Annotated in this window: 21 protein-coding genes and 2 pseudogenes; 18 read left to right on the top strand and 5 right to left on the bottom strand. The window is 59.6% G+C overall.

All coding sequences use genetic code 11. The annotated features are described in order from the left end of the window. Positions 1-25 precede the first annotated feature (25 nt). The 4 genes from ACIO0C_RS09300 to potE form a co-directional block, all read right to left on the bottom strand. Entirely contained in the window at positions 26-301 is a 276-nt protein-coding gene (locus tag ACIO0C_RS09300) for a DUF3303 domain-containing protein (protein ID WP_401310657.1), read from the bottom strand. A gap of 222 nt (positions 302-523) precedes the next feature. After that, the gene (locus ACIO0C_RS09295) at positions 524-925 is read right to left on the bottom strand and encodes a hypothetical protein (protein WP_401310655.1); all 402 of its coding nucleotides are present in this window, start codon (positions 923-925) and stop codon (positions 524-526) included. A gap of 135 nt (positions 926-1,060) precedes the next feature. Then, complete coding sequence (locus tag ACIO0C_RS09290) at positions 1,061-3,346, bottom strand: Orn/Lys/Arg decarboxylase N-terminal domain-containing protein (RefSeq protein WP_401310652.1); 2,286 nt, start codon at positions 3,344-3,346, stop codon at positions 1,061-1,063. Next, the gene (potE, locus tag ACIO0C_RS09285) at positions 3,343-4,752 is read right to left on the bottom strand and encodes a putrescine-ornithine antiporter (RefSeq protein ID WP_401310650.1); all 1,410 of its coding nucleotides are present in this window, start codon (positions 4,750-4,752) and stop codon (positions 3,343-3,345) included. The genes ACIO0C_RS09290 and potE overlap by 4 nt, the downstream gene beginning before the upstream one ends. Before the next feature lie 182 nt (positions 4,753-4,934). Between potE and ACIO0C_RS09280 the strand changes: the two genes are divergently transcribed. From ACIO0C_RS09280 to ACIO0C_RS09270, 3 genes are all read left to right on the top strand, one after another. Continuing rightward, a complete protein-coding gene (locus ACIO0C_RS09280) occupies positions 4,935-5,264 on the top strand; it encodes a hypothetical protein (RefSeq protein WP_401310919.1) in 330 nt (109 codons plus the stop codon). Positions 5,265-5,490: 226 nt separating this feature from the next. Continuing rightward, the gene (locus ACIO0C_RS09275) at positions 5,491-5,907 is read left to right on the top strand and encodes an organic hydroperoxide resistance protein (protein WP_008064280.1); all 417 of its coding nucleotides are present in this window, start codon (positions 5,491-5,493) and stop codon (positions 5,905-5,907) included. A 602-nt stretch (positions 5,908-6,509) separates the two neighbouring features. Continuing rightward, positions 6,510-7,157 carry a hypothetical protein gene (locus ACIO0C_RS09270; protein ID WP_401310647.1) on the top strand — a complete coding sequence of 216 codons (648 nt, stop codon included), beginning with the start codon at positions 6,510-6,512 and terminating at the stop codon, positions 7,155-7,157. 101 nt (positions 7,158-7,258) lie between these two features. Here ACIO0C_RS09270 and ACIO0C_RS09265 read toward each other — a convergent pair whose 3' ends face one another. Further along, on the bottom strand, positions 7,259-7,384 hold the full coding sequence (locus tag ACIO0C_RS09265; protein WP_401310644.1) for a hypothetical protein: 126 nt from the start codon (positions 7,382-7,384) through the stop codon (positions 7,259-7,261). Between the two features lie 529 nt (positions 7,385-7,913). Here ACIO0C_RS09265 and ACIO0C_RS09260 point away from each other — a divergent pair. The 15 genes and pseudogenes from ACIO0C_RS09260 to ACIO0C_RS09190 all read left to right on the top strand — a co-directional run bounded on the left by ACIO0C_RS09260 (position 7,914) and on the right by ACIO0C_RS09190 (position 23,782). Further along, positions 7,914-8,831, top strand: a complete 918-nt coding sequence (locus tag ACIO0C_RS09260) for a LysR substrate-binding domain-containing protein (protein WP_401310641.1) — start codon at positions 7,914-7,916, stop codon at positions 8,829-8,831. 287 nt (positions 8,832-9,118) lie between these two features. Then, positions 9,119-10,306, top strand: coding sequence for an aromatic ring-hydroxylating dioxygenase subunit alpha (locus tag ACIO0C_RS09255; protein ID WP_401310638.1), 1,188 nt, complete (start codon positions 9,119-9,121; stop codon positions 10,304-10,306). 12 nt (positions 10,307-10,318) lie between these two features. After that, positions 10,319-11,764: an aldehyde dehydrogenase family protein gene (locus tag ACIO0C_RS09250; RefSeq protein ID WP_401310635.1), complete on the top strand. Its 1,446-nt coding sequence runs from the start codon at positions 10,319-10,321 to the stop codon at positions 11,762-11,764. Positions 11,765-11,769: 5 nt separating this feature from the next. Further along, positions 11,770-11,934: pseudogene (locus tag ACIO0C_RS09245) on the top strand (rubredoxin); the annotation flags it as partial. Then, positions 11,923-13,167, top strand: coding sequence for an FAD-dependent oxidoreductase (locus ACIO0C_RS09240; RefSeq protein ID WP_401310916.1), 1,245 nt, complete (start codon positions 11,923-11,925; stop codon positions 13,165-13,167). The pseudogene ACIO0C_RS09245 and the gene ACIO0C_RS09240, both read left to right, overlap by 12 nt. Positions 13,168-13,177: 10 nt before the next feature. Next, on the top strand, positions 13,178-14,506 hold the full coding sequence (locus ACIO0C_RS09235) for an NAD(P)/FAD-dependent oxidoreductase (protein WP_401310632.1): 1,329 nt from the start codon (positions 13,178-13,180) through the stop codon (positions 14,504-14,506). Further along, a complete protein-coding gene (locus ACIO0C_RS09230; protein ID WP_401310629.1) occupies positions 14,503-14,874 on the top strand; it encodes an ethanolamine utilization protein EutQ in 372 nt (123 codons plus the stop codon). The genes ACIO0C_RS09235 and ACIO0C_RS09230 overlap by 4 nt, the downstream gene beginning before the upstream one ends. A 27-nt stretch (positions 14,875-14,901) precedes the next feature. Beyond that, positions 14,902-16,083, top strand: a complete 1,182-nt coding sequence (locus tag ACIO0C_RS09225; protein WP_401310626.1) for an MFS transporter — start codon at positions 14,902-14,904, stop codon at positions 16,081-16,083. A 211-nt stretch (positions 16,084-16,294) separates the two neighbouring features. After that, complete coding sequence (locus tag ACIO0C_RS09220; protein ID WP_401310623.1) at positions 16,295-17,962, top strand: BCCT family transporter; 1,668 nt, start codon at positions 16,295-16,297, stop codon at positions 17,960-17,962. A gap of 473 nt (positions 17,963-18,435) precedes the next feature. Further along, a complete protein-coding gene (locus ACIO0C_RS09215) occupies positions 18,436-19,062 on the top strand; it encodes a TetR/AcrR family transcriptional regulator (protein WP_401310620.1) in 627 nt (208 codons plus the stop codon). After that, positions 19,055-19,449 (top strand): annotated as a pseudogene (locus tag ACIO0C_RS09210) (mismatch-specific DNA-glycosylase); the annotation flags it as partial. The gene ACIO0C_RS09215 and the pseudogene ACIO0C_RS09210, both read left to right, overlap by 8 nt. Before the next feature lie 458 nt (positions 19,450-19,907). After that, a complete protein-coding gene (locus tag ACIO0C_RS09205) occupies positions 19,908-20,387 on the top strand; it encodes a hypothetical protein (RefSeq protein WP_401310618.1) in 480 nt (159 codons plus the stop codon). 109 nt (positions 20,388-20,496) lie between these two features. After that, positions 20,497-21,054, top strand: coding sequence for a polysaccharide biosynthesis/export family protein (locus ACIO0C_RS09200; protein ID WP_401310615.1), 558 nt, complete (start codon positions 20,497-20,499; stop codon positions 21,052-21,054). Between the two features lie 56 nt (positions 21,055-21,110). After that, positions 21,111-22,199: a hypothetical protein gene (locus ACIO0C_RS09195; protein WP_401310612.1), complete on the top strand. Its 1,089-nt coding sequence runs from the start codon at positions 21,111-21,113 to the stop codon at positions 22,197-22,199. A 20-nt stretch (positions 22,200-22,219) separates the two neighbouring features. After that, on the top strand, positions 22,220-23,782 hold the full coding sequence (locus tag ACIO0C_RS09190) for a GumC family protein (RefSeq protein ID WP_401310609.1): 1,563 nt from the start codon (positions 22,220-22,222) through the stop codon (positions 23,780-23,782). Positions 23,783-23,789 lie beyond the last annotated feature (7 nt).

The raw sequence follows: 23,789 nt of genomic DNA, 5'->3' as shown, positions 1-23,789 counted from the left end.
AGCACGACTCGCCGCCTCGATGGTGTTACTTGCCAGCGGCTGCCAGCAGCGGCGCTATCTGTTCGTCAGTCAGTGCCGCCTGGACCTCCATGCTCATCAGGTCGCTCCATTGCAGTACCCACTTCTGGATCGGTACCGGATCACTGGCCTCGGCCACGCCAAAACCGGTCGCGCCACCAACGGCGTGCCAGCGTCCGAGCATCTTGACGCCTTCCGGTGGTGCGCCACCGGTCTTGAGAAAGCGTTCGATCGCGCTGTTGCGATTGGCCGAACTGATTTTCCAGCTGACGATGAACAACATCTGCCACCTCCTTCCAGGGGTCGGCACCTGTCTGTCTTCGCGCACCGGGTTGGCGCCGGGACCTCGGTCACGTTTGCCTTGCCAGCGTCATCCTGTCTGGCTTGAAACGACTGCTCCCTGCAGAAGGCATAGCAGCGCCGCGCACTTCACGTACGACCGCCGATCTTCTTTTACAGGGGGGTGGGGCGCCTGTTTCAGCGGCGAAACAGCGGCGGGGCGGGATCAGGCGTCACGTAACAGGTCGTTGGCGTTGAGCAGCTCATAGGCGATTTGCGGACGCCTCTCCATGGCCCGGCGAATCGCCGCCGGGATCGCTGCCCGGGTCTTGCGGCAAAGTCCTGGCAATTCTTCGATGTGAATGCCGATACCGCGCATGGTGCGCACTTCATTGAAACCGGGGGCAATGTCCACGCGAATGCCCAACTGCTCGAACATCCGCCGTTGCAGGTGCTCAAGGTCCTGCAGGCTTTGCAGGTTTTCCAGGCGTTCGACCAGGCGTTTTTCTTCCACGCGGGTCAGGAACAGGATGCGCAAGTCCGCCCCTGGCGTTTCCAGCAGCGGGTCACGCCCGCAGTCGCAGGCGCCGGGCGGGCAGGGTTGGCGGATCGGAGCGGAGGTGGTCATGGGGTTCAATCATAGAGCGCTGTGATTGAATTTGCCCATAGGCATTTGGACAGAGTGAGATCCAGATGTGGGAGGCGATCCTTGTGGGAGCGAGCAAGCTCGCTCCCACAAGGATTAGTGTGAACCGCGCTTACCTCATTTCAACACCAGCATCCGATAAACCCCGGCCTCGGCTTCGATCCCGTGGGTGTCATGGGTGAAACCCGGGAAGGATTTGTCGAAGGCTTCCAGCGCCTTGAGATAGGCCAGCAGCGGACCGTCGGCAGCCCCGGCGTTCTCGCCCGGCATCAGCAGGGGAATGCCCGGCGGATACGGCACGATGCCGGTGGCGGCAATGCGCCCGGCGGCTTGTTCCAGGGTGACCAGTTCGATGTCGTTGCGCACCAGTTTCTCGTAGGCCTCCACCGGGCTGAAGACGGCTTGCGGCAGTGTGCCGAACGCCTGGGCCATGGCCGAGGTGGTCTTGTGTTGCTTCATGGCGGCGAAGATTTCATCCGCCAGGTCCTTCAGGCCCATGCCGGCGTAACGGGTCTGGTTACCGGCCAGCAGGTCGGGCAGGCACAGCTCCAACTCGACGTTGTCGTCATAGTCGCGCTTGAAGTCCAGCAGCGCGTTGACCAGCGTGCCCCATTTGCCCTTGGTGATGCCGATGGAGAACAGGAACAGGATGGTGAAGTCGGTGGTTTTCTCCACGACGATGCCCTGGCGTGCGAGGTACGCCGTCAGCACACAGGCCGGGATGCCCGAGGCCAGCAGGTTGCCGTCGTCGCCCATGCCCGGGCTGAGCACCGAGACCTTGATCGGGTCCAGCATGCAGTAGCCTTCCTCGATGTCGCCAAAACCGTGCCAAACCTCGTTGGGATGGAGTACCCAGCAATTGGGCTCGGTCTTGAGCAGCAGCGGGTCGACTTCGTGGAACGGCACCGTGACATTGCCCACCTGCACGGTTGGTGGCTGCCAGCAGGTGAAGAACCAGTCGTTCTTGCTCAGCATCTCGTTGTGCATGCGCGAGATGACCTGGCGGAACGACACGGCTTCTTCGATGGATTCGCTGGTGAGGATCTGCCCGCTGGGCGCTTCCATCATCGCCGAGCTGACGTCGCAGGAGGCCATGATCGCGTAGTTGGGCGAGGTCGAGGCGTGCATCATGTACGACTCGTTGAAGCGTGCATGTTCGATCGGGTTGCGGCCATTGCGCACGTGAATCATCGAGGCCTGTGACAGGGCCGCCAGCAACTTGTGGGTCGACTGGGTGGCGAACACGGTCGGCTTCGAATCATCGTGCTCGTCCGGGCTGCCGTGCATGGCGTGGCGGTCGCGGTACAGCGGGTTGAAGCGCGCATAACCGTACCAGGCTTCGTCGAAATGCAGGCGGTCGACACTCTGGCCCAGCAGTTCTTCGACGCGGGTGACGTTGTAGGTCAGGCCGTCGTAGGTGGAGTTGGTGATGATCGCGTGGACCGGCGTCGGGTCGATGCCGTCCTTGACCATCGGGTTGTTGGCGATGGCCGCTTTCACGCCTTCGGCACTCAGGGTTTGCGGGAGGATCGGGCCGATGATGCCGTAGCGGTTGCGCGTCGGCACCAGGTAGGTCGGCAGCGCCCCCGACAGGGTCATCGCATGCTCGGCTGACTTGTGGCAATTGCGGTCGCACAGGGCGATCTGGTTGCGCGTAACGCTGGCCATGAGGATCACGCGGTTGGACATCGACGAACCGTTGGTCACGTAATACGTGCGATGGGCGCCGAACACCTTGGCCGCGTAGCGCTCGCCCTGGCCGATGGGGCCACTGTGATCGAGCAGCGAGCCGAGTTCGCCGACCGAGATCGACAGGTCGGAACGCAGCAGGTTTTCCCCGAAGAACTCGTAGAACGCCCGGCCCGCCGTGCTCTTCAGAAACGCCGTGCCACCGGCATGACCGGGGGTGTGCCAGGAGTACTCATAGGACCTGGCAAACTTCACCAGCGCCCCGAACATGGGGGGCAGGGCGGCCTGGCGATAGCGTTCGATGGCCGCCAGGATACGTCCGCTGAGGAAGCGGCTGGTGTCTTCCGGTAGCCAGATGAAGTCGTCGGCGTGTTGCATGACCACCAGCGGAATGCTGGAAGCGGTGCTGCGATCGCTGATCAGGAACACCGGGACCCGGGTATTGCGCTCGCGCAGGCTGACCAGCAGCTTGATGCACTCCTCGTGGCCTTCGCTTTTGTCCATCTCCCAACTGAGCAACACACATTGGATGGCCGGGTCCGAGCGCAGGATCGAGGTGGCGTCGCTCAGGCTTTCCGACGCCAATACGTGCACGGCGCGCTCTTCCACGTCGTTGACCAGTTGTTGCAGGGCGCGGCCGAACACCGTGCGTTTGTCCGGCGGGCTGCTGACCAGCAGGGTCAGCATGCCGAGCGAATGTCTATATTCCGTCATGATTGGGTCTCCAGTACGACTGATTTCAGATTATTGACCGGCACCGGTTGGCCCGTGATGTGCCGCGCGCTGACGGTCTGTGTCGGCACGCTGTTGTTGAGTGATTCAAGGCGGATCAGGCGGTTGTTGACGAAGCCGAACAGCGTGTAGCCGAAGATGGTCGCCACGCCGCCGAGCATCAGCGCCTGTTCGCCGGAACTGTAGAGCGCCAGGTAGCTATAGGCCGCCGCCACCCAGGCAATGATGTTGGTGGCCAGCGCCTTGCCTGGCGGTACGTTGGACACTTTCTGCATGGTCATCAGCGCGGCCATGGAGAGGATGTACGGCACCAGGTTGGTGACCACCGCGAGGTTGACCAGGGTGTCGAACTGCTTGCTCAGGTCCGGGCTGATGGTGAGCAAACCCAGGGCCGTCTGCGCGGCCAGCAGCACCAGCATGCCGACGATGGGCGTCCCGGCCTTGTTGGCCTTGGCGAAGATCGACAGGAAGTAACCGGTGTCCGCTGAACTCTTGTAGACCTGGGCGATGGTGAACTGCCACCCCAGCAGCGAGCCGATGCAGGCCAGTACCATCGCTGCCATCACAATGTCGCCAACCAGCGGGGTGAACATCTTGGCGAAGACCAGGCCAAACGGTGCGGTAGAGGCGGCCAGTTCCGGGTTATCGACGATGCCGGCGATCACGTTGGTGGATACGATGTAGATGACCGCCGCACCAAGGGTGCCGCCGAGCACCGCAATCGGTACGTTCTTCTCGGGGTTTTCCACCGCATCGGTGTTGGCGCACGCTGACTCAAGGCCCAGGAAGGCCCACAAGGTGATCGCCACCGAGGCACCCGCGGCGTCGTACCAGGCCATGTTGTGCGGGTTCCAGCCGGCGGCATACACACTGCTGTCGAACCAGAACCAGCCAACGGTGGACACCAGCACCACTGGCGCAATCACGCCCCATACGGTGACGGCGCCAATGCGACCGGTAATTCGCGCACCGCCAAAGTTGGCGAAGGTGGTGATCCACAACAGCGCAATGGTTGCCAGGCCCACTTGCAGTGAGTTCAGTTCAATGTGGAACAGCTCCTGGATATAGCCGACCGCGGTGATACTGATGGCCACGTTGGCAATCAGCAGCGAGAGGCCGTAGGTGTAGTTGGTGATGTAGTTACCGGCCTTGCCGAAGGTGTACTCCGCATATCCCCCCATGCCGCCGGTCTTGCGGCTGAGCATCCCGCATCGCGCAAAGGCATAGGCCAATGCGAGGGAACCGGTGGCCGTGATCAGCCAGGAAAGAATCGAAATCCCCCCAACTTCCGCTAGTTTCGACGGTAGTAGCACAATGCCTGAGCCCAACATGTTGACCGCAGTCAACATCGTCAGCTGCCCCACACTCATTTTTTTTGCGACTGACATTCCGTTGCCTCATAAGTTGGTGGTAAGCGCTTAGCTATAGCAAAGTTTTGAAATGTCGCAATAAAACGGCTTTCACTTACTGATGCAAATCAATGTATTGCAAAGAAGGCATTATGCTGGCCCCCAGATTTCCCGCCTGGCGCCAGAATCGCTTTATTTTCAGACGGTTAGGTGGAATGCAAATGCGCAATGTCTGGGTCGCGCTGATCTCGTTCAGCGTCGCGGGTCTTACAGTTTCTACCCAAGCCAGGGAACTGAAGCCCGGTGATACTTATATGTGCAGTTGGGGCGCGGGCACGGCGGCAAGAGCCCAGGAACTCAAGTTGTCCGGGGTTTCGCTGTATGCGGCGCGGCAAAAAATCCAGGCGTACAAGTTTGCCAAGTCGTGGATGCGGATGATGGCGATGGGGATTACCGAACAAACTTACGACAGCCCGACACGGCTCAAGCCAGCGGCGGTTCGGCAGAGTTTTTATGACGATTGTGTGAAGTACAAGTTGGCGCGTAAATAAGAGGAGTAAGCGATCAGGCCGTACGAACGCCCGACCAGGCTGGACTGTGCCAGGTGAGGTTCAAGACGGTATCTACAAGGTCTGCGCAGTGCAGGATGACCTTTGTCGGATCAGGCACCCGGTTGAGCCGCGCCGTCTATCATTGTTTGCCTGGCATCAAGCCTGAAGGCCGTTTTTCTGATTCACCTGACATTGCACTGAACCTCAATTCAATCAGGAGATCATCATGAACCAGCTCGACAAAGTCCTGTACACCGCAAAAACCCACACCACCGGCGGGCGGGACGGCGCCTCGCGCAGCTCCGACGGCATCCTGGATATCAAGCTGTCGTCCCCAGGCGCAGGCGGCGGTGGTACCAATCCCGAGCAATTGTTCGCCGCCGGCTGGTCTGCCTGTTTCATCGGCGCGATGGGCGTGGCTGCCAAAGAACTGAAAGTTGCACTGCCCAAGGATGTGGCCGTCGACACCGAGGTGGACCTGGGCACCAATGAAGGCGGCTACCTGCTGCAGGCGCGGCTGAATGTGAGCCTGCCGGGCCTGGATCGCGAAACCGCACAGAAACTGGTCGACACCGGCCACAAGTACTGCCCGTATTCCAAGGCCACCCGCAACAACATCAATGTCACGTTAAAGTTGGTCTGATTTGAAGTAATGAACTGTCTTGGCGGCAGATTTGGACAATGTCGCCAAGACTCGGAAAGCATTCGATAGTCAATAATCGGATCCATTGAATAGTCTGACTGTTTAGTCAGGCATGGGATAAATTGGATCCTGTCGCAATCGACCTGGCTTATTGCTCACACAGCAACTAGTGGATCCAATATTCAATGTCGACGTTCATCTAAACTTGACCAACTCAGTTGGAATGGGCCTCAACCCGCTAGTTGATGGCTGATCACCCGTGCCGATGGTCCCCGAGGATGCTACCGCTTGTCGGTGTGCTGGTTAAAAAATGAACATTTGCGGCCTGTGGGCCTCAGATTCTGCAGCACGTCATCCATGGCCTGCTCTCGCAATCGAAAACAAGAAGTGGAAATAGAACCTCAAATGCAGTGAATGCAGATGGGGATTTTTTTACCCGAAAATTGAGAGGTAGTCACTAAGCTGTCATCAATTCCCTAACTGGCTAGATAAGATTTCGATAATAAACCTATTGGTCAGTTTTCTTGTATGAGCAAGGTCGTGTAGAAAAATATTCTGCTGATTGGCCGATCTGTACTATCTAACAAGGTGGAGAGATACCCGTGGCGATAAACACAATTATGAGCCTGATCGAACATAAAGAATTCATGGAGTTATTTCGGCTGGGCGTTGTTTACGTTCATTTGCTCGCCTGTTGCGTGGCGATGGGTTTAGTGCTGACCAGTGATATTGCAATGGTCAGGGATATGTTGAAACGCAAAGTGCTGACTGAACATGACAATGCACACATGGAAAGTCTTCAGAAAACTGTCATGATGGCATTGATCGGTCTATGGGTGACGGGCGCTGCCATCATCGGCATCGACTACCTCGGCAAAGGCACGGAGTACTTCATGAATCCGAAGCTTCACGCCAAGGTGATCATTGTCGTGTTGCTGACCTATAACGGCATCCTGCTGCACCGACTGGTATTGCCGGCCCTGCAAAAGGCAGGCTCCTTGCTTGAACTTGGATTCAGCGCCCGCATGCTGGCCCTGTTTTGTGGCTCGCTATCGGCGGTATCGTGGATGTATGCCGCCATGCTCGGCGTTGGCCGTCCTTTGGCCTGGAAATACTCCCTCTCGGAACTGTTGATGGCTTACCCGGTTCTGATCGTGCTCGGCTTCTTGACGATGCTGGTATTGACTCAGCGAGCCAAGCGCCACAACACGGCTATCACGCCGCAATGGACGACGGCTGGCGCGCACTGACTCAGTGATGCGCGAGCGCCTGGTTCGTTGGCGCTGGAGTAAAAAGGTCCTGGCGACAGTTTTTCGGGAGCAACGTCACCAGGACCTGAAAAGCGTTCCCGTCACTGCGCTGTAACGGATAACGGGGCAGGACGCGCATCGATCAGTGCTACCGGATCGGTATCGAACAACAGCATCTCGCAGTGCTCGGTCTTCATGAAGGCTTCAGCCACGGCGTATTCGCTCATGCGCGTCTGCGGCTGCGCATGTCCTGCGTCACTTCATGCCGGATCAGCCCTTGATGCAGATGCCCGAGATCGAACAGCAGGCGGGTGATGATGCCAACCGTTCGCGGATCAATTGTTCGGTTTACCCACTGCGCAATGCCTGCGTTCGGCCATCGTGGTTACGGGGCGCCCAAATCCAAAGCCAAAGCGAGGCGGCCTGACAGCCGACCTGAGTGATCGTTCCCACGCTCTGCGTGGGAATGCCGCCAGGGACGCTCCGCGTTCCGCTGTCGACGCATGACGTGAGCCCTGCGCAACGGTGACGCGCAGCGTCACAGGATGCATTCCCACGCAGAGCGTGGGAACGATCACATCGCGGACATACCTGCAATCAGGTTGGCTGTCAGGCCGCCTCGTTTGGCTGTTGCTTTGGTTTTTGATTTCTTGCCACATCACGCCCTGAGCCTGTCCGTCAATGCCGCTGTCCACCACCTGTGACAGGGGCTAGACTCCCGCGATAAAACCAAAATAACGACGTGACCCGCCTTGTATGAAAATCCACCCTCTACCGCCACTCAATAGCCTGGTCGCGTTTGAAGCGGCAGCGCGCCATTTGAGTTTTACCCTGGCCGCGCAAGAACTGAACGTCACCCAAGGCGCAATCAGTCGGCAAGTTCGCCTGCTTGAAGATTATTTGGGCAAGGTCTTGTTCGAACGCACCACCCGCACGATTCACCTCAGCCCCGCAGCCAGCCAGTACTATGAAACGGTCCGTGCCTCCTTGCTGCATATTGCCCAGGCCACCGGTGAAATTCGCCATTGGCAGGGCGCCGAGCAAGTGACGGTCGCCACCAGTACCGCGATGGCTTCACTGTGGCTGTTGCCTAAAGTGAGTGAGTTTCAACGGGAGAACGAAGAGATCGATCTTCGGATCATCGCCCTTGACCAGGTCAAGGATTACTCTCGCCTGGACTGTGACCTGGCCCTGTATTACTGCCGCACACCGCCCAGGGACATGCAGGTCACGCCGCTGTTTTGCGAAGAGGTCTTCCCGGTGTGCAGCCCCGCTTACCTGGCCAAGCACCCGGCCTTGACCAAGCCCGAGGACCTGGCTGGCTGCACCTGGCTGTTCCTCGACGACCCGCAGCGTGACTGGATCGGCTGGCCCGAATGGTTCCGCAGCCTGGGCCTGAAAAACGTCGAGCCCAAGCGCCGGATCAATATCAACAGCTATTCGATGTTGATCCAGTCCGCTATCGGCGGACAGGGTATTGCGCTGGCCTGGTCCAACCTGGTCGACGATTACCTGCAGACCGGTGCCCTGGTGCGACCGCTCGACACGGTGTTACGCACAGACGCGCAATTTTGTCTGCTCGAACCCTTGGCGCGTGGCGGTATGCGGCAAAGTGTAAAACGCTTTCGTAGTTGGCTGATGAATCAACTTCCACCGCCCGAGGACAACCAGTAACCCAGGTGTCCTGGCTATCATCCCCACGATCTAAAACTCTCTTGCGTCCTTTATCTCGAACCCTCGGTATTTTTAATGCCGAGCGGCCACGTTGCATGCGCTGAAATGCGCACGACAAACGTTGCGCTTAAAAATACAGCTGTCTTTATTTATGACAAAAAGTCATGAGTTGCGCCGGAAATATCGTTTGTCGGGGCACCCCCTGTTTTCCCAAACTTGCTGCCAGCGGACCTTGGCCCATGGGCCTGCCGACCCTTCAACACCGTGCCCAGCAGGGGAGAACAATAATGAGCAGCATCCAGCAAATTCCTGTGCATCAGCTTGAAACCGTCCTTAATCCGATTCATGAAGCGACCGGCCTGAGCAACGAGTTCTACACCGAACAACGCTACTTCGAACTTGAGCGCGATCAGGTCCTGGGTAAAACCTGGGCGTGTGTCGGTTTCGCCAGTGACCTGGGCAAGGCCGGTTCGGTCAAACCCGTCGATTTCATGGGTTTGCCTTTGCTGCTGATGCGCAATCGTGAAGGCCTGGTGCAGGTGTTCCATAACGTTTGCAGCCACCGCGGCATGAAGCTGGTGGAGGAGGCCGGTGAGGTGCAGGGCGTGATTCGTTGCCCTTACCATTCCTGGACCTACGACCTCAACGGCGGGCTGCGCGGCACGCCCCATGTCGGCGGCATCGACCAGCACAAGGACGAACGTTTCGCCTGTGAAAAACACGGCTTGAAGGCCATTCGCAGTGCAATCTGGATGGACATGGTGTTCATCAACCTGTCCGGTGACGCGCAACCGCTCGAAGACATGCTGGCACCCCTGACCGCGCGCTGGACGCAGTTTCTCGGCGAGGACGGCATGAGTTTGCTGCGCCGTCGTCCGGGTCATGACGCCACGACGCTGGACATCAACTGCAACTGGAAGCTGGCGGTCGAGAATTACTGCGAGGCCTATCACCTGCCGTGGGTGCACCCGAGCCTGAACTCGTACTCGCGCCTGGAAGACCACTACAACATCATTTTCGACCAGCATTTCGCCGGCCAGGGCAGCTACGCCTACAACCTGTCGGACGTCGCCGGTACCCATTTGCCGAAATTTCCCGCCTGGCCGCTGGATCGCTTGCGTAACGCCGAGTATGTCGCGTTCTTCCCTAACGTCCTGCTCGGCATCCAGGCTGACCATGCCTTCGCCATGCAGCTGGAGCCGGTCTCGCCGGGGCGCACGATCGAACACCTGCGCCTGTTCTATGTGGGCGACGACGCGGCCACCAGCGAGGAATTCAGCGCTTGCCGCGAGGCTATCCTGGAGTCCTGGAAAGTGGTGTTCGCCGAAGACATCAGCTCGGTCGAAGGCATGCAGAAAGGCCGGCACTCCCCAGGCTACAAGGGCGGCGCGTTCTCTCCGGAAATGGACATTCCGACGCACTTCTTCCACCAGTGGGCCGCACGTCAACTGCTCGCCACCACGCCGTCTGCCTGAGGAGGTTGTCCCATGTATCCGATAGCCTCCCACTGGCTCAATTACATCGACGGTCAATGGTGCGACAGCGCCCAGCGCCTGACGGTGAACAACCCCGGCACGGCGGAGCCGGTCGCTACCATCGCCCAGGCCACCGTCGACGATGCCGAGCGGGCGTTGCTGGCTGCCCGCCGCTGCGCCGACAGCGGTGAATTGACCCGTGTGCGTCCGGCACAGCGCGTCACCTGGCTGCTGCGCATTGCCGAGGAAATTCGCGCGGTGACCGATGAGGGCGCCTGGGTGCTGTGCCAGGAAAACGGCAAGCGCCTGAGCGATGCCCGGGACGAGTTCATCGAGGCGGCGCGCTACTTCGAGTATTACGCCGGCATGGCCGACAAGATCGAGGGTACCTCGATCCCGTTGGGCAACGGCTACATGGACTTTACCCTGTACGACCCAATGGGCGTGTCGGCACAGATCGTTCCATGGAATTTCCCGGTGTCGATCTGCGCTCGCTCGCTGGCCCCGGCCCTGGCGGCTGGCAATGCGGTGGTCATCAAGTCCCCCGAGCTTTCACCGCTGGGCATGTGCGTGCTGATCCGCGCCATTGCCCAGGCCGGCTTGCCCGACGGCGCGATCAACCTGATTTGCGGCCGCGGCCGCGAAGTCGGCGCGTACCTGGTCAGCCATCGCGCTGTCGACCAGATCGTGTTCACCGGTTCCGTGCCGACGGGCCAGTCGATTTTGCGCGATGCCGCGCAGCATGCGATTCCCAGCGTGATGGAGCTGGGGGGCAAGTCCGCGGCGATCGCCTTCGCCGATGCAAACCGTGAGCAACTGTTGGCCAGCGTCCAGTCGGGCATTTTCTTCAATGCCGGCCAGGTCTGTTCGGCGATGTCGCGGTTGCTGGTGCAGCGCGAGATCTATGACGAGGTGGTCGAGGCCGTCGGGGCCATGGCCGAGGGGCTCAGCATCGGCCTGGGCCAGGACAACGCAGACCTCACCCCCGTGGTCAGCGCCGGGCAACTGGCGGGCATCGAAGCCTTGTGCCGCCGCGCAGTGGAAGACGGCGCGGTGGCGGTCACCGGTGGTGAAGCATTCGCTGACCGGGCCGGGCATTTCATGCGCCCGACGGTGTTCAGAGACGTCACCGCGCAGATGTGCATTGCCCAGGAAGAAGTGTTCGGGCCGGTACTGGCGATCATGCCGTTCGACACCGAAGAAGAGGCGATTGCCATCGCCAACGGCACCGAATTCGGTCTGGTGGCCGGGGTGTTCACCCAGGACATCAGCCGCGCCATGCGCTGCACGCGCCGGCTGAAATCCGGCCAGGTGTTTGTCAACGAATGGTATGCCGGTGGCATTGAAACACCCTTTGGCGGCGTCGGGCTGTCGGGCTTTGGGCGGGAAAAGGGCCAGGAAGCCTTGTACAGCTACGTGCGCACCAAAAACGTGGCGATCCGGGTCGCCGGGGAGTGAATACCATGTTCAAGACTTGGCTTTGCATTGTGTGTGGCCTGATTTACGACGAGGCACTGGGATGGCCGCAGGACGGCATCGTCGCGGGCACCCGCTGGGAAGATGTCCCCGAAGACTGGATGTGCCCCGAATGCCACGTGGGCAAGGCTGATTTCGAGATGCTCGATATCAGTGAGTACACCCAGGCGGCCACGGTCGCCAGCGTGCCGGTCAGCGCGCCGCCGCTGCCTGTCGCCGCGCCGTCGCCACGCCAGCCGATTGTCATCATCGGCAGCGGTTATGCCGGTTACGGCCTGGCCCAGGCGTTGCGCAAGGCCGACCCCAAGGTCGAGATCCGCGTGCTGACCCAGGAGTGCGGTCACCTGTACTCCAAGCCCGCGCTTTCGATCGGGTTGTCCCAGGGCAAAAGCGCCGAGGCCTTGTCCGGCGAAACGCCGCTGGCCATTGAGCAGCGTCTGAACCTGCGGGTTTATCCGCACTGCAAGGTGCTGGGCATCGACAGTTCAGCGCGGCGCCTGCGCACCAGTTTCGGTGAGATGGAATACGGCCAGTTGGTCCTTGCCAGCGGTGCGCAACCGATTCGCTTGCCGATCCAGGGCGACACGTCGGCGCTGATCAGCGTCAATAACCTGCAGGACTATCAGGGGTTCCGTGAACGCCTGGGCGGCGTGCGGCGTGTCGCCATTCTCGGGGACGGTCTGATCGGCTGCGAGTTTGCCAACGATCTGGCCCACAACGGCTTTGGCGTCGATGTCATCGGCCTGGGCCGCTGGCCGATGGAGCGCCTGTTGCCCGCGCAGGCCGGGCAGGTGCTGCAGCACGCGCTGGCAGAATTGGGTGTGACGTGGCATCTGCAAAACACGCTGCAAGCCATCGACTCCAGCGGGCAGGGCTATTTCCTGACACTCGCCGATGGCCACACCCTGGAGGCTGACCTGGTGTTGTCCGCGGTCGGCCTGCGCCCCGACCTGAGCCTGGCCGAGAGCGCCGGCGTGGCGGTTGGGCGAGGCATTCAAGTGAACGCCCAGCTGCAAACTTCTGTACCGGGCATCTACGCCCTGGGCGACTGCATCGAGATCGGCGGGCAACTGCTGCCTTATCTGGCGCCGATCAACCAGGGCATCCAGGCCCTGAGCAAAACCCTGCTCGGCCAACCGACAGCCGTCGACTACCCATTGATGCCCGTCACGGTAAAAACCCCTGCTGCGCCGTTGTGCCTGCTGGCGCCGGCCATCACCTGCGAAGGCGAATGGCGTTGCACGCCGACCGAGGATGGCTTGAGTGCCGGCTTCTATGATGCCCGGGGCCAGCTCAATGGCTTTGTCCTGCTCGGTCGCCAAGCGCAAACGCAACGCAGCGCATTGCTGCAGTCCTGTCAGCACTCTCAGCAGGCAGTTGCCTGAGGCCAGACACATGAAACACACGATCAACCTGCCTTACGACGATGCGAGTTGCGGCTGGTATGCAGCGTTGCCCGAACAACCGGCCTGCAAGCGCCTATCCGGCGAACAGCGCGCCGACTACGCCGTGATCGGCGCGGGCTTTGCCGGCCTGGCCGCGGCCCGTCGCCTGGCCGAACATCATCCGCAAGCGCGTATCCTGTTGGTGGATGCGCAACGGGTCGCCCATGGCGCCTCGGGGCGCAACTCGGGGTTCGTGATTGACCTGCCGCACAAGTTCGCGCTGGAGCATCCGGACCCCGCGCACAAACAGCGCTTGCTGTCGCTCAACCGCGCCGCGATTGCCCAGCTGCAGGGCCTGGTTGAAACCCGCAGGATCGATTGCCAATGGTCCCATGCCGGCAAATATCAAGGCGCCGTCGGCGAACGAGGCCTGGCTTACCTGGATCATTTCGAACGCCTGATGAGCGACCTCGGCGAACCGTTCCGCCGGGCCGATAGCGCCGAGCTGGCCAAGGTGTTGGGCACCGGCCACTATCGCGGCGCGATCTACACCCCCGGCTGCTACCTGATGCAACCGGCGGCGCTGGTCACCGGCCTGGCCCGGACCTTGCCGGCCAACGTCGAGTTGCTGGAAGAATCACCGATCCAACGCCTGGAGCGCGACGGCCGTGGCGGCTGGATCTTGCACGGCACGACAGGGCAGATCCGTACCCCGCAGCTGCTGCTGGGCACGAGCATCTTCACCCAGGAGTTCGGCTACCTGCGCAATCGCCTGTTGCCGGTCATGACCTTTGCCAGCTGGACCCGCCCCCTGACCGATGCGCAGCTGGCCACCTATGGCGGTCAACTGGACTGGGGACTGACCCCGGCGGATCACGCCGGCACCACGGTGCGCATGACCCAGGACCGTCGCCTGATTATCCGCAACACCTACAAGCACGTGCCCAGATACGGTCGCAGCACCAGCGATGCCATGCGTTCGAAAGTACAGGATTCGCATCGCAAGGCCTTCCTGGCGCGTTTTCCGCAGTTGGCCGAGGTGCCTTTCAGTCATACCTGGGGCGGCGTCTACGCCATCTCGCGTAACTTCACCAACTTCTTTGGCGAACTGGAAAACGGTGTCTATGCGTCGGCATGCGACAACGGCGTCGGTGCGGCTTGGGGCACCATCTCCGGGACGATGCTCGCCGATCTCGCGGTGGGTGCCGAATCGGTGCAGCTCAACGACATCCGCGCGGTGACCGGCATGCCATCGCTCAACCCGCCGGAACCCTTTCTTGGCCTGGGCGTTCGCTCGCGCATTCGCCTGGCGGCCTGGAACAGCCGGAGCGAGCTATGAGCCCGGCGGATAAAGGCAAGCGCCGGGTGCTGCGCATCGACCATCAGGACCTGGATTTTACCTTTCGTGGCGGCCCCCCAGGCGCCGCCTATGTGGCGCGTGCCCTCAGCAACGAAGTCTCGCCGAACATCGGTGTCGGTTTTGCCCGCTGGGAAGGCGCTCAAGTGGCCTGGACGGTGCTGTACGACGAGGTGATTTTCGTCATCGAAGGGTGCTTCGAGTTGCAGGTCGGCGACGAGCTGTTTGCCGTCACACCCGGCCAATTGCTGTGGATTCCCGAAGGCACGGAGCTGGTTTATGGCGGACATGCGTTGTTTGGGTATGTGGTTCACCCGGGCAACTGGAAGCAACTGCACGGTTTGGCTTGAAACACCATTATTCAGGGAGTCGGCACGGTGATAACACTGACAAGAACCTTCGGCGCCCTCTACCTGGCCAGCTTGTTGATGCAATTGGGATCAACCTTGCTGATGACCTACCTGGCGCTGCGCCTCAATGCATTGGGCGCGAGCGAAACGGCGGGTGGCGCGTTGATGGCCGCCAATGCCCTGGGGATGGTGCTGGGTGGCTGGGTGGGGCGCAGCCTTATCGCGCAGGTCGGACACATTCGCACCTACGCGGCCTGCGCCGCAACGATTGCGGCGGCGGTCCTGGCCCATGAGTTCAGCACGTCCCTGGCTTTCTGGCTGATACTGCGGGCGCTGGTGGGGCTGGCCATGATGTGCCAATTGATGGTGCTGGAAAGCTGGCTCAATGACCAGGCCCGGACCGAGCAGCGCGGTGGTGTCCTGGCGCTGTACATGGTTGCCAGCTACGTCGGCATGATGCTCGGTCAATTGGCCTTGAGTCTCGACGAGGGGCTGGGCGTCCGTACACTGCTGGTGGTGGCGATGGTATTCGCCCTGTGTTCGGTGCCGGTGGCGCTGACCCGCAGTGCGCATCCGATGGCGGTGCCTGCGACCTCGATTGACCTGCGCTTGTTCCTGCGGCGCATTCCACAGGCATTGGGGACGATCCTGGTGTCCGGCGTGCTCAATGGCAGCTTCTACGGCCTGGCTTCGATCTATGCGAGCAAGCAGGGATTGGTCACGGCGCAGGTTGGCCAGTTCCTGGCATTGACCATTGGTGCCGGGCTAGTGGCCCAGCTGCCGTTGGGCTGGCTGTCGGATCGGCTACCCCGAGCGAGCCTGATCCGCGCGGTGGCGGTATTGCTGGTACTCATCAGCCTGCCGCTGGGGTTCGCCCAAGCGCCATCGTTCCTGACCTTGCTCTGGTTCGGTGCGGGCATCGGTTTTCTGCAGTTCTGCCTGTACCCGCTGGGCGTGGCGCTGGCCAATGACAACATGGAACCGTCATTGCGCGTTTCGCTTTCGGGCATGCTGCTGATCACTTTTGGCGTCGGCGCCTGTATCGGGCCACTCATTGCCGGAGCGCTGATGGAAGTCTTCGGCGCCTCGAGTTTTTATTTCTTTCTGGCGGGCAGCGCAACGTTGCTGGCCCTGCTGGTAGGGCAGGCGAAAGTCAGGCTCTTGAGTGAACAAGGGGCCTGCGAAAGCACCCCTGAAACAGGCGCTTGATCGCGCTGTATTGATGCGTTTTTCTCATGAGTCGGTGACGAAAAATGGTTTGAACGCTGGTCAACGTTCAACCATCTTGGTGATGCTGCCAAGGGCGCAATAGACCGGAATCCAGCTGCAGATGAAACCGTCCTGGTATCAGTCGATACCAGGCGATGAGCGTACTGCGGAACATATCCAAACCCTTAAACAAAAACAAAAGGGGAAAACAATGCGTGCTCAATCCGGCCTGTTGAAAGGCCTTAATCCGAATGTGACTGTTGCTTCGATATTAGCGGTGATCATATTTGTCGTGTTCTGTGCATTTAAAGACGAGCAGGCAGCCAAGGCTTTTGAAATGGCTTCGGTGTTTATCCTGCACAACTTCAAATGGTATTACATCGCCCTGATCAGTGGTGTACTTGGCGTACTGCTTTATATATCGATCAGCCGTTTCGGTAACTTGAAACTTGGCACCGAACAGGATGTTCCCGAGTTCAGTTTCGCTTCATGGATTGCCATGCTGTTCAGCGCGGGAATGGGCATCGGACTGATTTTCTGGTCCGTGGCCGAACCCATGCTGCACTACGCCGACAACCCGTTCTCCAAGGGCTTGACGGACGAGTCCGCGACCCTGGCGATGCGCATCACCCTGTTCCACTGGGGCCTGCACCCGTGGGCGATCTTCTCCATGATCGGCTTGAGCCTGGCATATTTCGCCTACCGTAAAGGTTTGCCGCTGGCCCTGCGATCGCTGCTTTATCCGCTGATTGGCGATCGTATCTACGGCTGGATCGGCCATGTAGTCGATATCATGGGCGTGGTCATCACGGCCTTTGGTGTCTCCCAGTCGCTTGGCCTCGGTGTGGTGCAGATCAATACCGGATTGCATCAGGTCTTCGGCATTCCGGTCAGTGTCGGGTTGCAGTTATCGATCATTCTGTTTGTCAGTATCGTTGCCTGCATTTCGCTGTTGGCCGGACTGTCCAAGGGCATGAAGCGTATCTCCACGCTCAATATGTACCTGTCCTTCATCTTGATGCTGGCCGTGTTGGCAATCGGTCCGACCCGTTACATTCTCAACCTGATGTTTGAATCCACCGGCGACTATGTGCAAAACATTGTTGGCCTGAGTTTCTGGATGGACACGCAAAAAGACAGCGAATGGCAAAATTGGTGGACGGCGTTCTACTGGCCATGGTGGATGACCTGGGGACCGTTTGTGGGCCTGTTCATCGCGCGCATTTCCAAAGGCCGGACCATCCGTGAACTGGTGATCGGGGCGTTGGTGGTGCCGACCATGGTGACCATCCTGTGGATGTCGGTGTTCGGTGGCGCGGCGTTGAAAAACGAACAGCAGGACAGGCAGGCCTACCAGGCCTCCGTCGCCAGCCAGGGGGTGACCCAGGAGCAACCGAAGTTCGAAGGCGGCACCGTGTTGCTTGCCACCAAGAAAGAAACCACTGCGGCCATGTTCACCTTGCTGCAGTCGCTCGATGGCAAGGCCATTGGCGCCGCGCTGTCGATACTGGTCTGCGTATTGCTGGGTGTGCATTTCGTCACCACCGCGGATGCCGGCACCCAGGTCCTGTGCACCCTGTGTGCGTTGGGCAGCACCAATCCGCCGAACTGGATCAGGTTGCTCTGGTGCATTCTCGAAGGTGCCATTGCCGCAGGGCTGTTGCTGGCCGGGGGACTCAAGGCCATTCAGATGGCGAGTATCGCCGCCGGTTTGCCGATCGCCATGTTGCTGTTGGTGATGTCCTACACGCTGATCCACAGCTTGCGCAAGGAGATGCCCGCCGTGCCGGCCTGGACGCCTGCGCTGGATCGCCTGCCGCAGCAGGAGCGTTCTGCGCAAGAGGGGCGTGATGAGTTGGCGGCAACACCCGCCTACTGAGCCTCGCTGAGGCATCCGTGAACACACCGCAACCGTCTGCTGCCGACACAGCCGACGGTTGCGGTTTGATGCTCTCCTTCAAATTCCGATCGCTGCATTCCTGCGCATTCTGTTAACAGTGTTTATCCTTCAGGGCGCTGTTTGGCAGCGGGGCAAACCCCTGGCATCGTCTCTACCGAACCGTGATTGAGGGCAAATCGGGTATCGCGAAGTTCATCGTCATGATCGAGTGCACCTTTAACCGGGAAGGCGGGCCTGCAGTAATCGCCTGGCACCGACGTCAATGTATGTTGTGGAAAAGCAAACCCGCAGGCGCATGGGAGGATCGCTCCGGCGCCTCTTTTTCGTCGCTGCAACACCCGGTTCGAGCTGCGCTTGAGCAAACATGGATCAAGGAGTTTGTGGTTCCTTATTTTTGTGCGATGGTGTAAAAATATCCCCTCATCCACCTTCCTGCAAGGATTGTGTACGGCATGGCACAAAATAAAGTGACAGCGGGCAAAGGCCGCGGCCGACCCCGTGCGTATGACCCGCAGACGGCGCTGCAACAAGCGCTCGGTGTGTTCTGGAACACCGGCTATTGCGGCGCGTCCCTGGACAGCATCGCCACGGCGGCCGGGATGAATCGCCCCAGCCTCTATGCGGCTTTCGGTGACAAACATTCCCTGTACATCAAGGCGCTCGAGCAGTACTGGGAGTTCGCCGCCGCCGACATGCAGGCCGCGCTGAGCGACAGCGAACTGACATTGCGCCAGGCGCTGATGCGTTTCTATGAGGGACAGCTGTCGATCTACTTCTCCGGCGACGGCCAGCCACGTGGCTGTTTCGCGATTGGCACGGCGACCACTGAGGCCGTCGAGGATCCGCAGATCCGCGAGGTGCTGGGGGATCGCCTGAGCAGGTTGGATGCCGATCTGGAGGCGCGCCTGCGAACCGCCATTACATCCGGCGAGTTGAAAGAGGATGCCGATGCGGGGGCGCTGGCCGTACTCGCTTCATCGTTGCTGCACAGCATTTCGATCCGTGCGCGGGCCGGCAAATCCCGTGAGGAACTGACGGCGCTCGCCCGCAACGCGGTGGGTGTAATCTGCGGTGGGTGAGGGGCTCGACGATATACTGGCGCCACAACTGGAGGTGGTTTTTTGTGGCATCAACCCAGGTTTGGCGGCCGCGGCCCAGGGTCATCATTTTGCCGGTCGTTTCTGGCGCACGTTGCACCTCGCCGGTTTTACGTCACTACAACTGCAGCCGGAGCACGACCGGATGATTCTGCACTATGGCTGTGGTTTGACGGCCGTGGTCCAGCGGCCGACGGCACGTGTCGATCAATTGTCGGCACGCGAGTTTGCTGCGGCTGCGGTGGCTTTCGAACAGAAGATCGCCGGTTTTGCGCCACGCTTCGTGGCGTTTCTCGCAAGGCTGCGTACTGCGCCTTGTCCGCCCAGCGCGACGTTGCCTGGGGGCCGCAGCCGAAAACCTTGAGCAACTGGTGGATGCGCACCGCCAGCTGTATGTGACGGCAGGCGCGCGCCTGTTTTAGCGCGAAGGCGCCAAAAAGCGTGCACTGGCGCACCAGGCTCGCACCTTATTTCCCGCCCGGATATTGCTTGCCCAGAGCTGTTCACTGACCCTGCGGGCGACGGCGAGTTGCCCGATGCGAGGCGATCAACGTAACGCTCGACGGCATTGTCATTGCATTGTTTTATTTGTGCGATGACAGTCTTTTTATGAGAGGCCGCTGCACGCATAAACACTTGCTGTCTCTGACGCGTCACTTAGGCTGCTCGCGGCGTTTTTTTGACGTTATCCGGCGGCGTTTTATATTTCTATTTATTATTGTGACGTGCTATTGACGTACTGGCTATCTGCTTATAGGCTCCATTTAGCCTGATTCAGATTTTTTCAACCGACTCAATCCAAACCCTCAGCGCAGGGAGGCGGTTATATGCGGACGACAGTTTTCATTAAGTTGATTGTGTTATTTGCGACTCTGAATGGAGTAGCCGTTACCACTGCCCAAGCAGCCAATTTGCCCTATGAAATTAGTCGCATAAGTAGCGCTTGCGAGGGTGCACGGGCTCAGGCCGCCGTGGCTTCGACCGAGGGTGCCACTGCTGCGTCGGCAAGTCTTGGCGAAAACCATAGTGGCTCTTCGCTAACCGCCAAAAGTACCACCATTTCCAACACTGATACTGGATCCAAGTCGGGAACAAATGCTTCCGTCAATACTTCAGCGTGCGACGGTTTAATGACGGAAGTGGCCAAGCAACAGTTCGTGATTGATCCAGTCCAGAACAAGGGGCTGACGGGCGACTCGGCGTTCCACGACACTCAACCCAATGCAGTCCCGGTCTCAGCGGTGGTATGGTTATTCTCTTCCGCACTGTTAGGTTTCATCGTTGTCGCCAACCGGCGCAAGATCTAGATGACAGTTATGCAAGACAGTTTTTCTTGTGGGTGTTACAGGTTTAAAGAGGACGCTGATAGTCACGGTTGATCCTCATTAGATGTGCTAACCAGGCGGAGGAATCCAGATGCTGCGTTTAATGTTACCTGCACTGTGTGCGCTGGCTATCCTGCCCAGCATGGCCGGCGCCGTCGAAGAAAATGCCTATCTTCTGAACGCGGGAGATATTGTCGAAGTGTCCGTTTGGGGCGAACCACGGGAGAACAGGGAGACCGTCCCGGTTCTGCCTGATGGCTACATTACCTTGAAGCTGGCGGGGCGAGTCCAGGTCAAGGGGCTGGATACGGCTAAAGCCGAAAAGGTCATCACCAAGGCCTACGATGAATTCTATCCCGACCCGAAGGTGAGTGTTGTCGTCACGGAGGCCAGGGGTAATGTCGTCTATGTCCAGGGCAAGGTACTCAAGCCTGGCAGGGTACAGATGACCGGTGAGACCGATGTACTGCAAGCCTTGAGCGAGGCCGGCGGTTTGGACAAGTTCGCGGACAAGGACGATATCAAGCTCTTGCGGCGCGAAGGGAAAACCCAGAAAGTACTGCCCGTCAACTACGGCGATCTGATTGCCGGGCATGACATGTCCACTAACTTTCAACTTCAGGCCGGCGATACGCTGGTCGTTCCCTGACATTGCGCGATGCATTAAGGATTAACTTGCGTTCATTGCAAACAACCGGAGTGGTGATGGCAATATTGACTTTGCCATGTTCCGGCATGACCTACGCCGGTACCTGGCAGTCGGCAGTTGCACTGCCCATGACCGTCGAGCACGACAGCAATCCATTGCTCTTGACGACTGACGAGAAAGCGATCACGCGAACGATCATTGCCCCCGATTACACGCTGCTGGGTAATTTTGATCGGGACCAGTGGACGTTTGGCCTCGGTGTCAATGTCGAGCGCTCGTCCGACACCGACGTGGTGTCCAATCGAGAAGATCCGAGGCTGTCGTTTGGCTGGCAGCGCGAGACTGAAAAGGGAGGGTTCGGGCTCACGGCGAGATACATCGAGAGTTCGACGCTCTCCACTGAAGTCCAGGAGACCGGTGTAACTGACTCGACCGATGGCACGCAAAAGCTCTCGAACATCGGCGGTAACTGGCGAAGCGCGGTGACCGAGCGCAGCACCCTGGTCAACGAAATCGACCTGACCCATGTCGAATACGACACCGCTTCGCTGACCAACTACGATGAGCTGACCAACCGTTTCAGCTGGCTTTATCAATGGAATGAGCGGGTCGAACTGTTCACCCGTTTCGAAGCGACGCGCTATGAGCCCAAGGACGACACCACCATCGGCTCCTCGAACAGCTACACCCCGGTGGTCGGCGTGAACTACCAGATCTCCGAGCGGTTTACGGGGTCGGTGTTCGGCGGCGTCAATAAGGTTTCCAACAGCGACAGTGGCCTCACCGGCCAGGGTGGCGTGAACCTGCGTTACACCGGTGAGCGTGTCGAGTCCAGTGTCGAAGCCAGTCGCAGCACGATCGCCAACGGGGAGAATGGCCTGATCGAATCCGATGAGCTACGGGGTAACTGGAGTTATCTGCTCGACGAGACCAGTCGTCTCGGTGTTGATGGCTCCTGGCAAGAAACCAAAGGGGACGCGCCCAGTACCTTTCGCACCTACGGTGCCTTTGTCAGTCGCGAACTCTCGCCTTTTTGGCTTGCACGCCTATCCTTCACCTACAAAGAGCGCGAGCGAGATGGCTTGCCAGATGCCGATGCCAACATCATAGGGATGACCGTGATCTATAGTCACCCCGACTTCTGACCTTCAGCAGCGTGGTATTTATGTCCTCTGAATACGAAATGTCGGTCAACGACTACATTGCAGTAATCAAGCACCGGGCCTGGCTGTTGATTGTGACGGTGGCCGTGATAATCGGGGCGACAGTATTGGTGGCGACCTCCATGCCGCCGATCTATCAGTCGTCCGGAACTATCCTGGTCGAGTCTCAACAGATTTCGCCGGACCTGGTGGCGGGGAACAACAATACCTTTGCCGACGAGCGCATCGAGGTCATCCGCCAGCGCGTGATGACCCGCGAGCATTTGGAGGCAATCATCAACAAGTACAATCTTTTCGAAACGGGAAGCCGGCGGCTGACCCTGACCGAGAAGATCGAAGAGATGCGCAATGCGATTTCGGTCGCCCTGGTCAGTGCGGCGGTGAAGGGGCGAGGCGAGGTGACGATTGCCTTCCGCCTTGCCTTCGAGCACAGGGAGCCGCAAGTCGCGAACGAAGTGGCCAACGAACTGGTGACGCTGTTCCTCAATGAGAACATCAAGCAGCGGACCGAGCGGGCCAGTGAAACCACTGAGTTTCTGACCCAGGAGGCGAACAAGCTGCGCACCGAGCTGGAAGTGCTGGAGAACAAGCTGGCGGACTTCAAGCAGGCCCATGGCAACGCGCTGCCTGAGCATCAGGAGCTGCGCATGAACATGTTGTCGCGCTCTGAACTCGAACTCAAGGATATCGACCGTGACTACAAGGCGGCCAACGAAGAGTTGCGCTTCCAGGACCTGGAACTGTCGGCAGCCCATGCCGGTCTGGCGATCAAGGCGGGTACGGCGGGCGCGGTCGTTGAACCGGTGCAGGATCTACCGAGCCTCAAGGCCGAGTATGCTCGGCTGCTGACGATCTATAAGGAAGCCCACCCTGATGTTCGGGCCATCAAGCGCAAGATTGCCGCAATGCAGGCCAGCGAAGGCCGCGGCAGTTCGGTCACACCGGTCAGCCTGGACGTTGCCAGGGTCCAGGCGCGCATTGCCGCCTCGGAACAGCGCATGAGATCGCTGGCCGCGCAGAAGCAGCAATTGCTCGACAAGATCGCGACCCTGGAGAGCCAGATTCTCGAGGCGCCGCAAGTGGAACGCGGCTTGGTCACACTGATGCGTGACCATGAAAACGCACGCAAGAAGTATGAGGAAATCCGCACCAAGGAGATGAGTGCGAAGATTACCGAAAGCCTGGAGCAGGAAAACAAAGCCGAGCGTTTTGTGCTGCTCGAAGCGCCGCTGATGCCGGAAAAACCGGTGCGGCCGAACCGTAAGAAAGTCGTGGCCCTGGGCTTTGTCCTCGCGCCGGTAGGGGCGGGTGCACTGGTGATGCTGCTCGAGATGCTGAGCCAGCGGGTACGTGGCGTGGACGCGCTGACCAGTGTGCTGGGCAGGCGCGTACTGGTGGCCATTCCCTACATTCATACCCAGGCGGAACTGGCTCGTCGCAAACAGTGGCGAACGATACTGGTGCTCTGTGGCGTCTTGATGATCGTGGTCTCCCTGGTACTCCTGCACTTCTTTTACATGCCACTGGATCTGCTGATGTTCAAGGCTCTGGCGCGGTTTGAATAAGGAATAT

This window comes from Pseudomonas sp. NPDC087336, assembly GCF_044744285.1.
GTDB lineage: Bacteria > Pseudomonadota > Gammaproteobacteria > Pseudomonadales > Pseudomonadaceae > Aquipseudomonas.
Note: the sequence above shows the minus strand (reverse complement) of the source record. Positions and strands in the feature narration are given on the sequence as shown.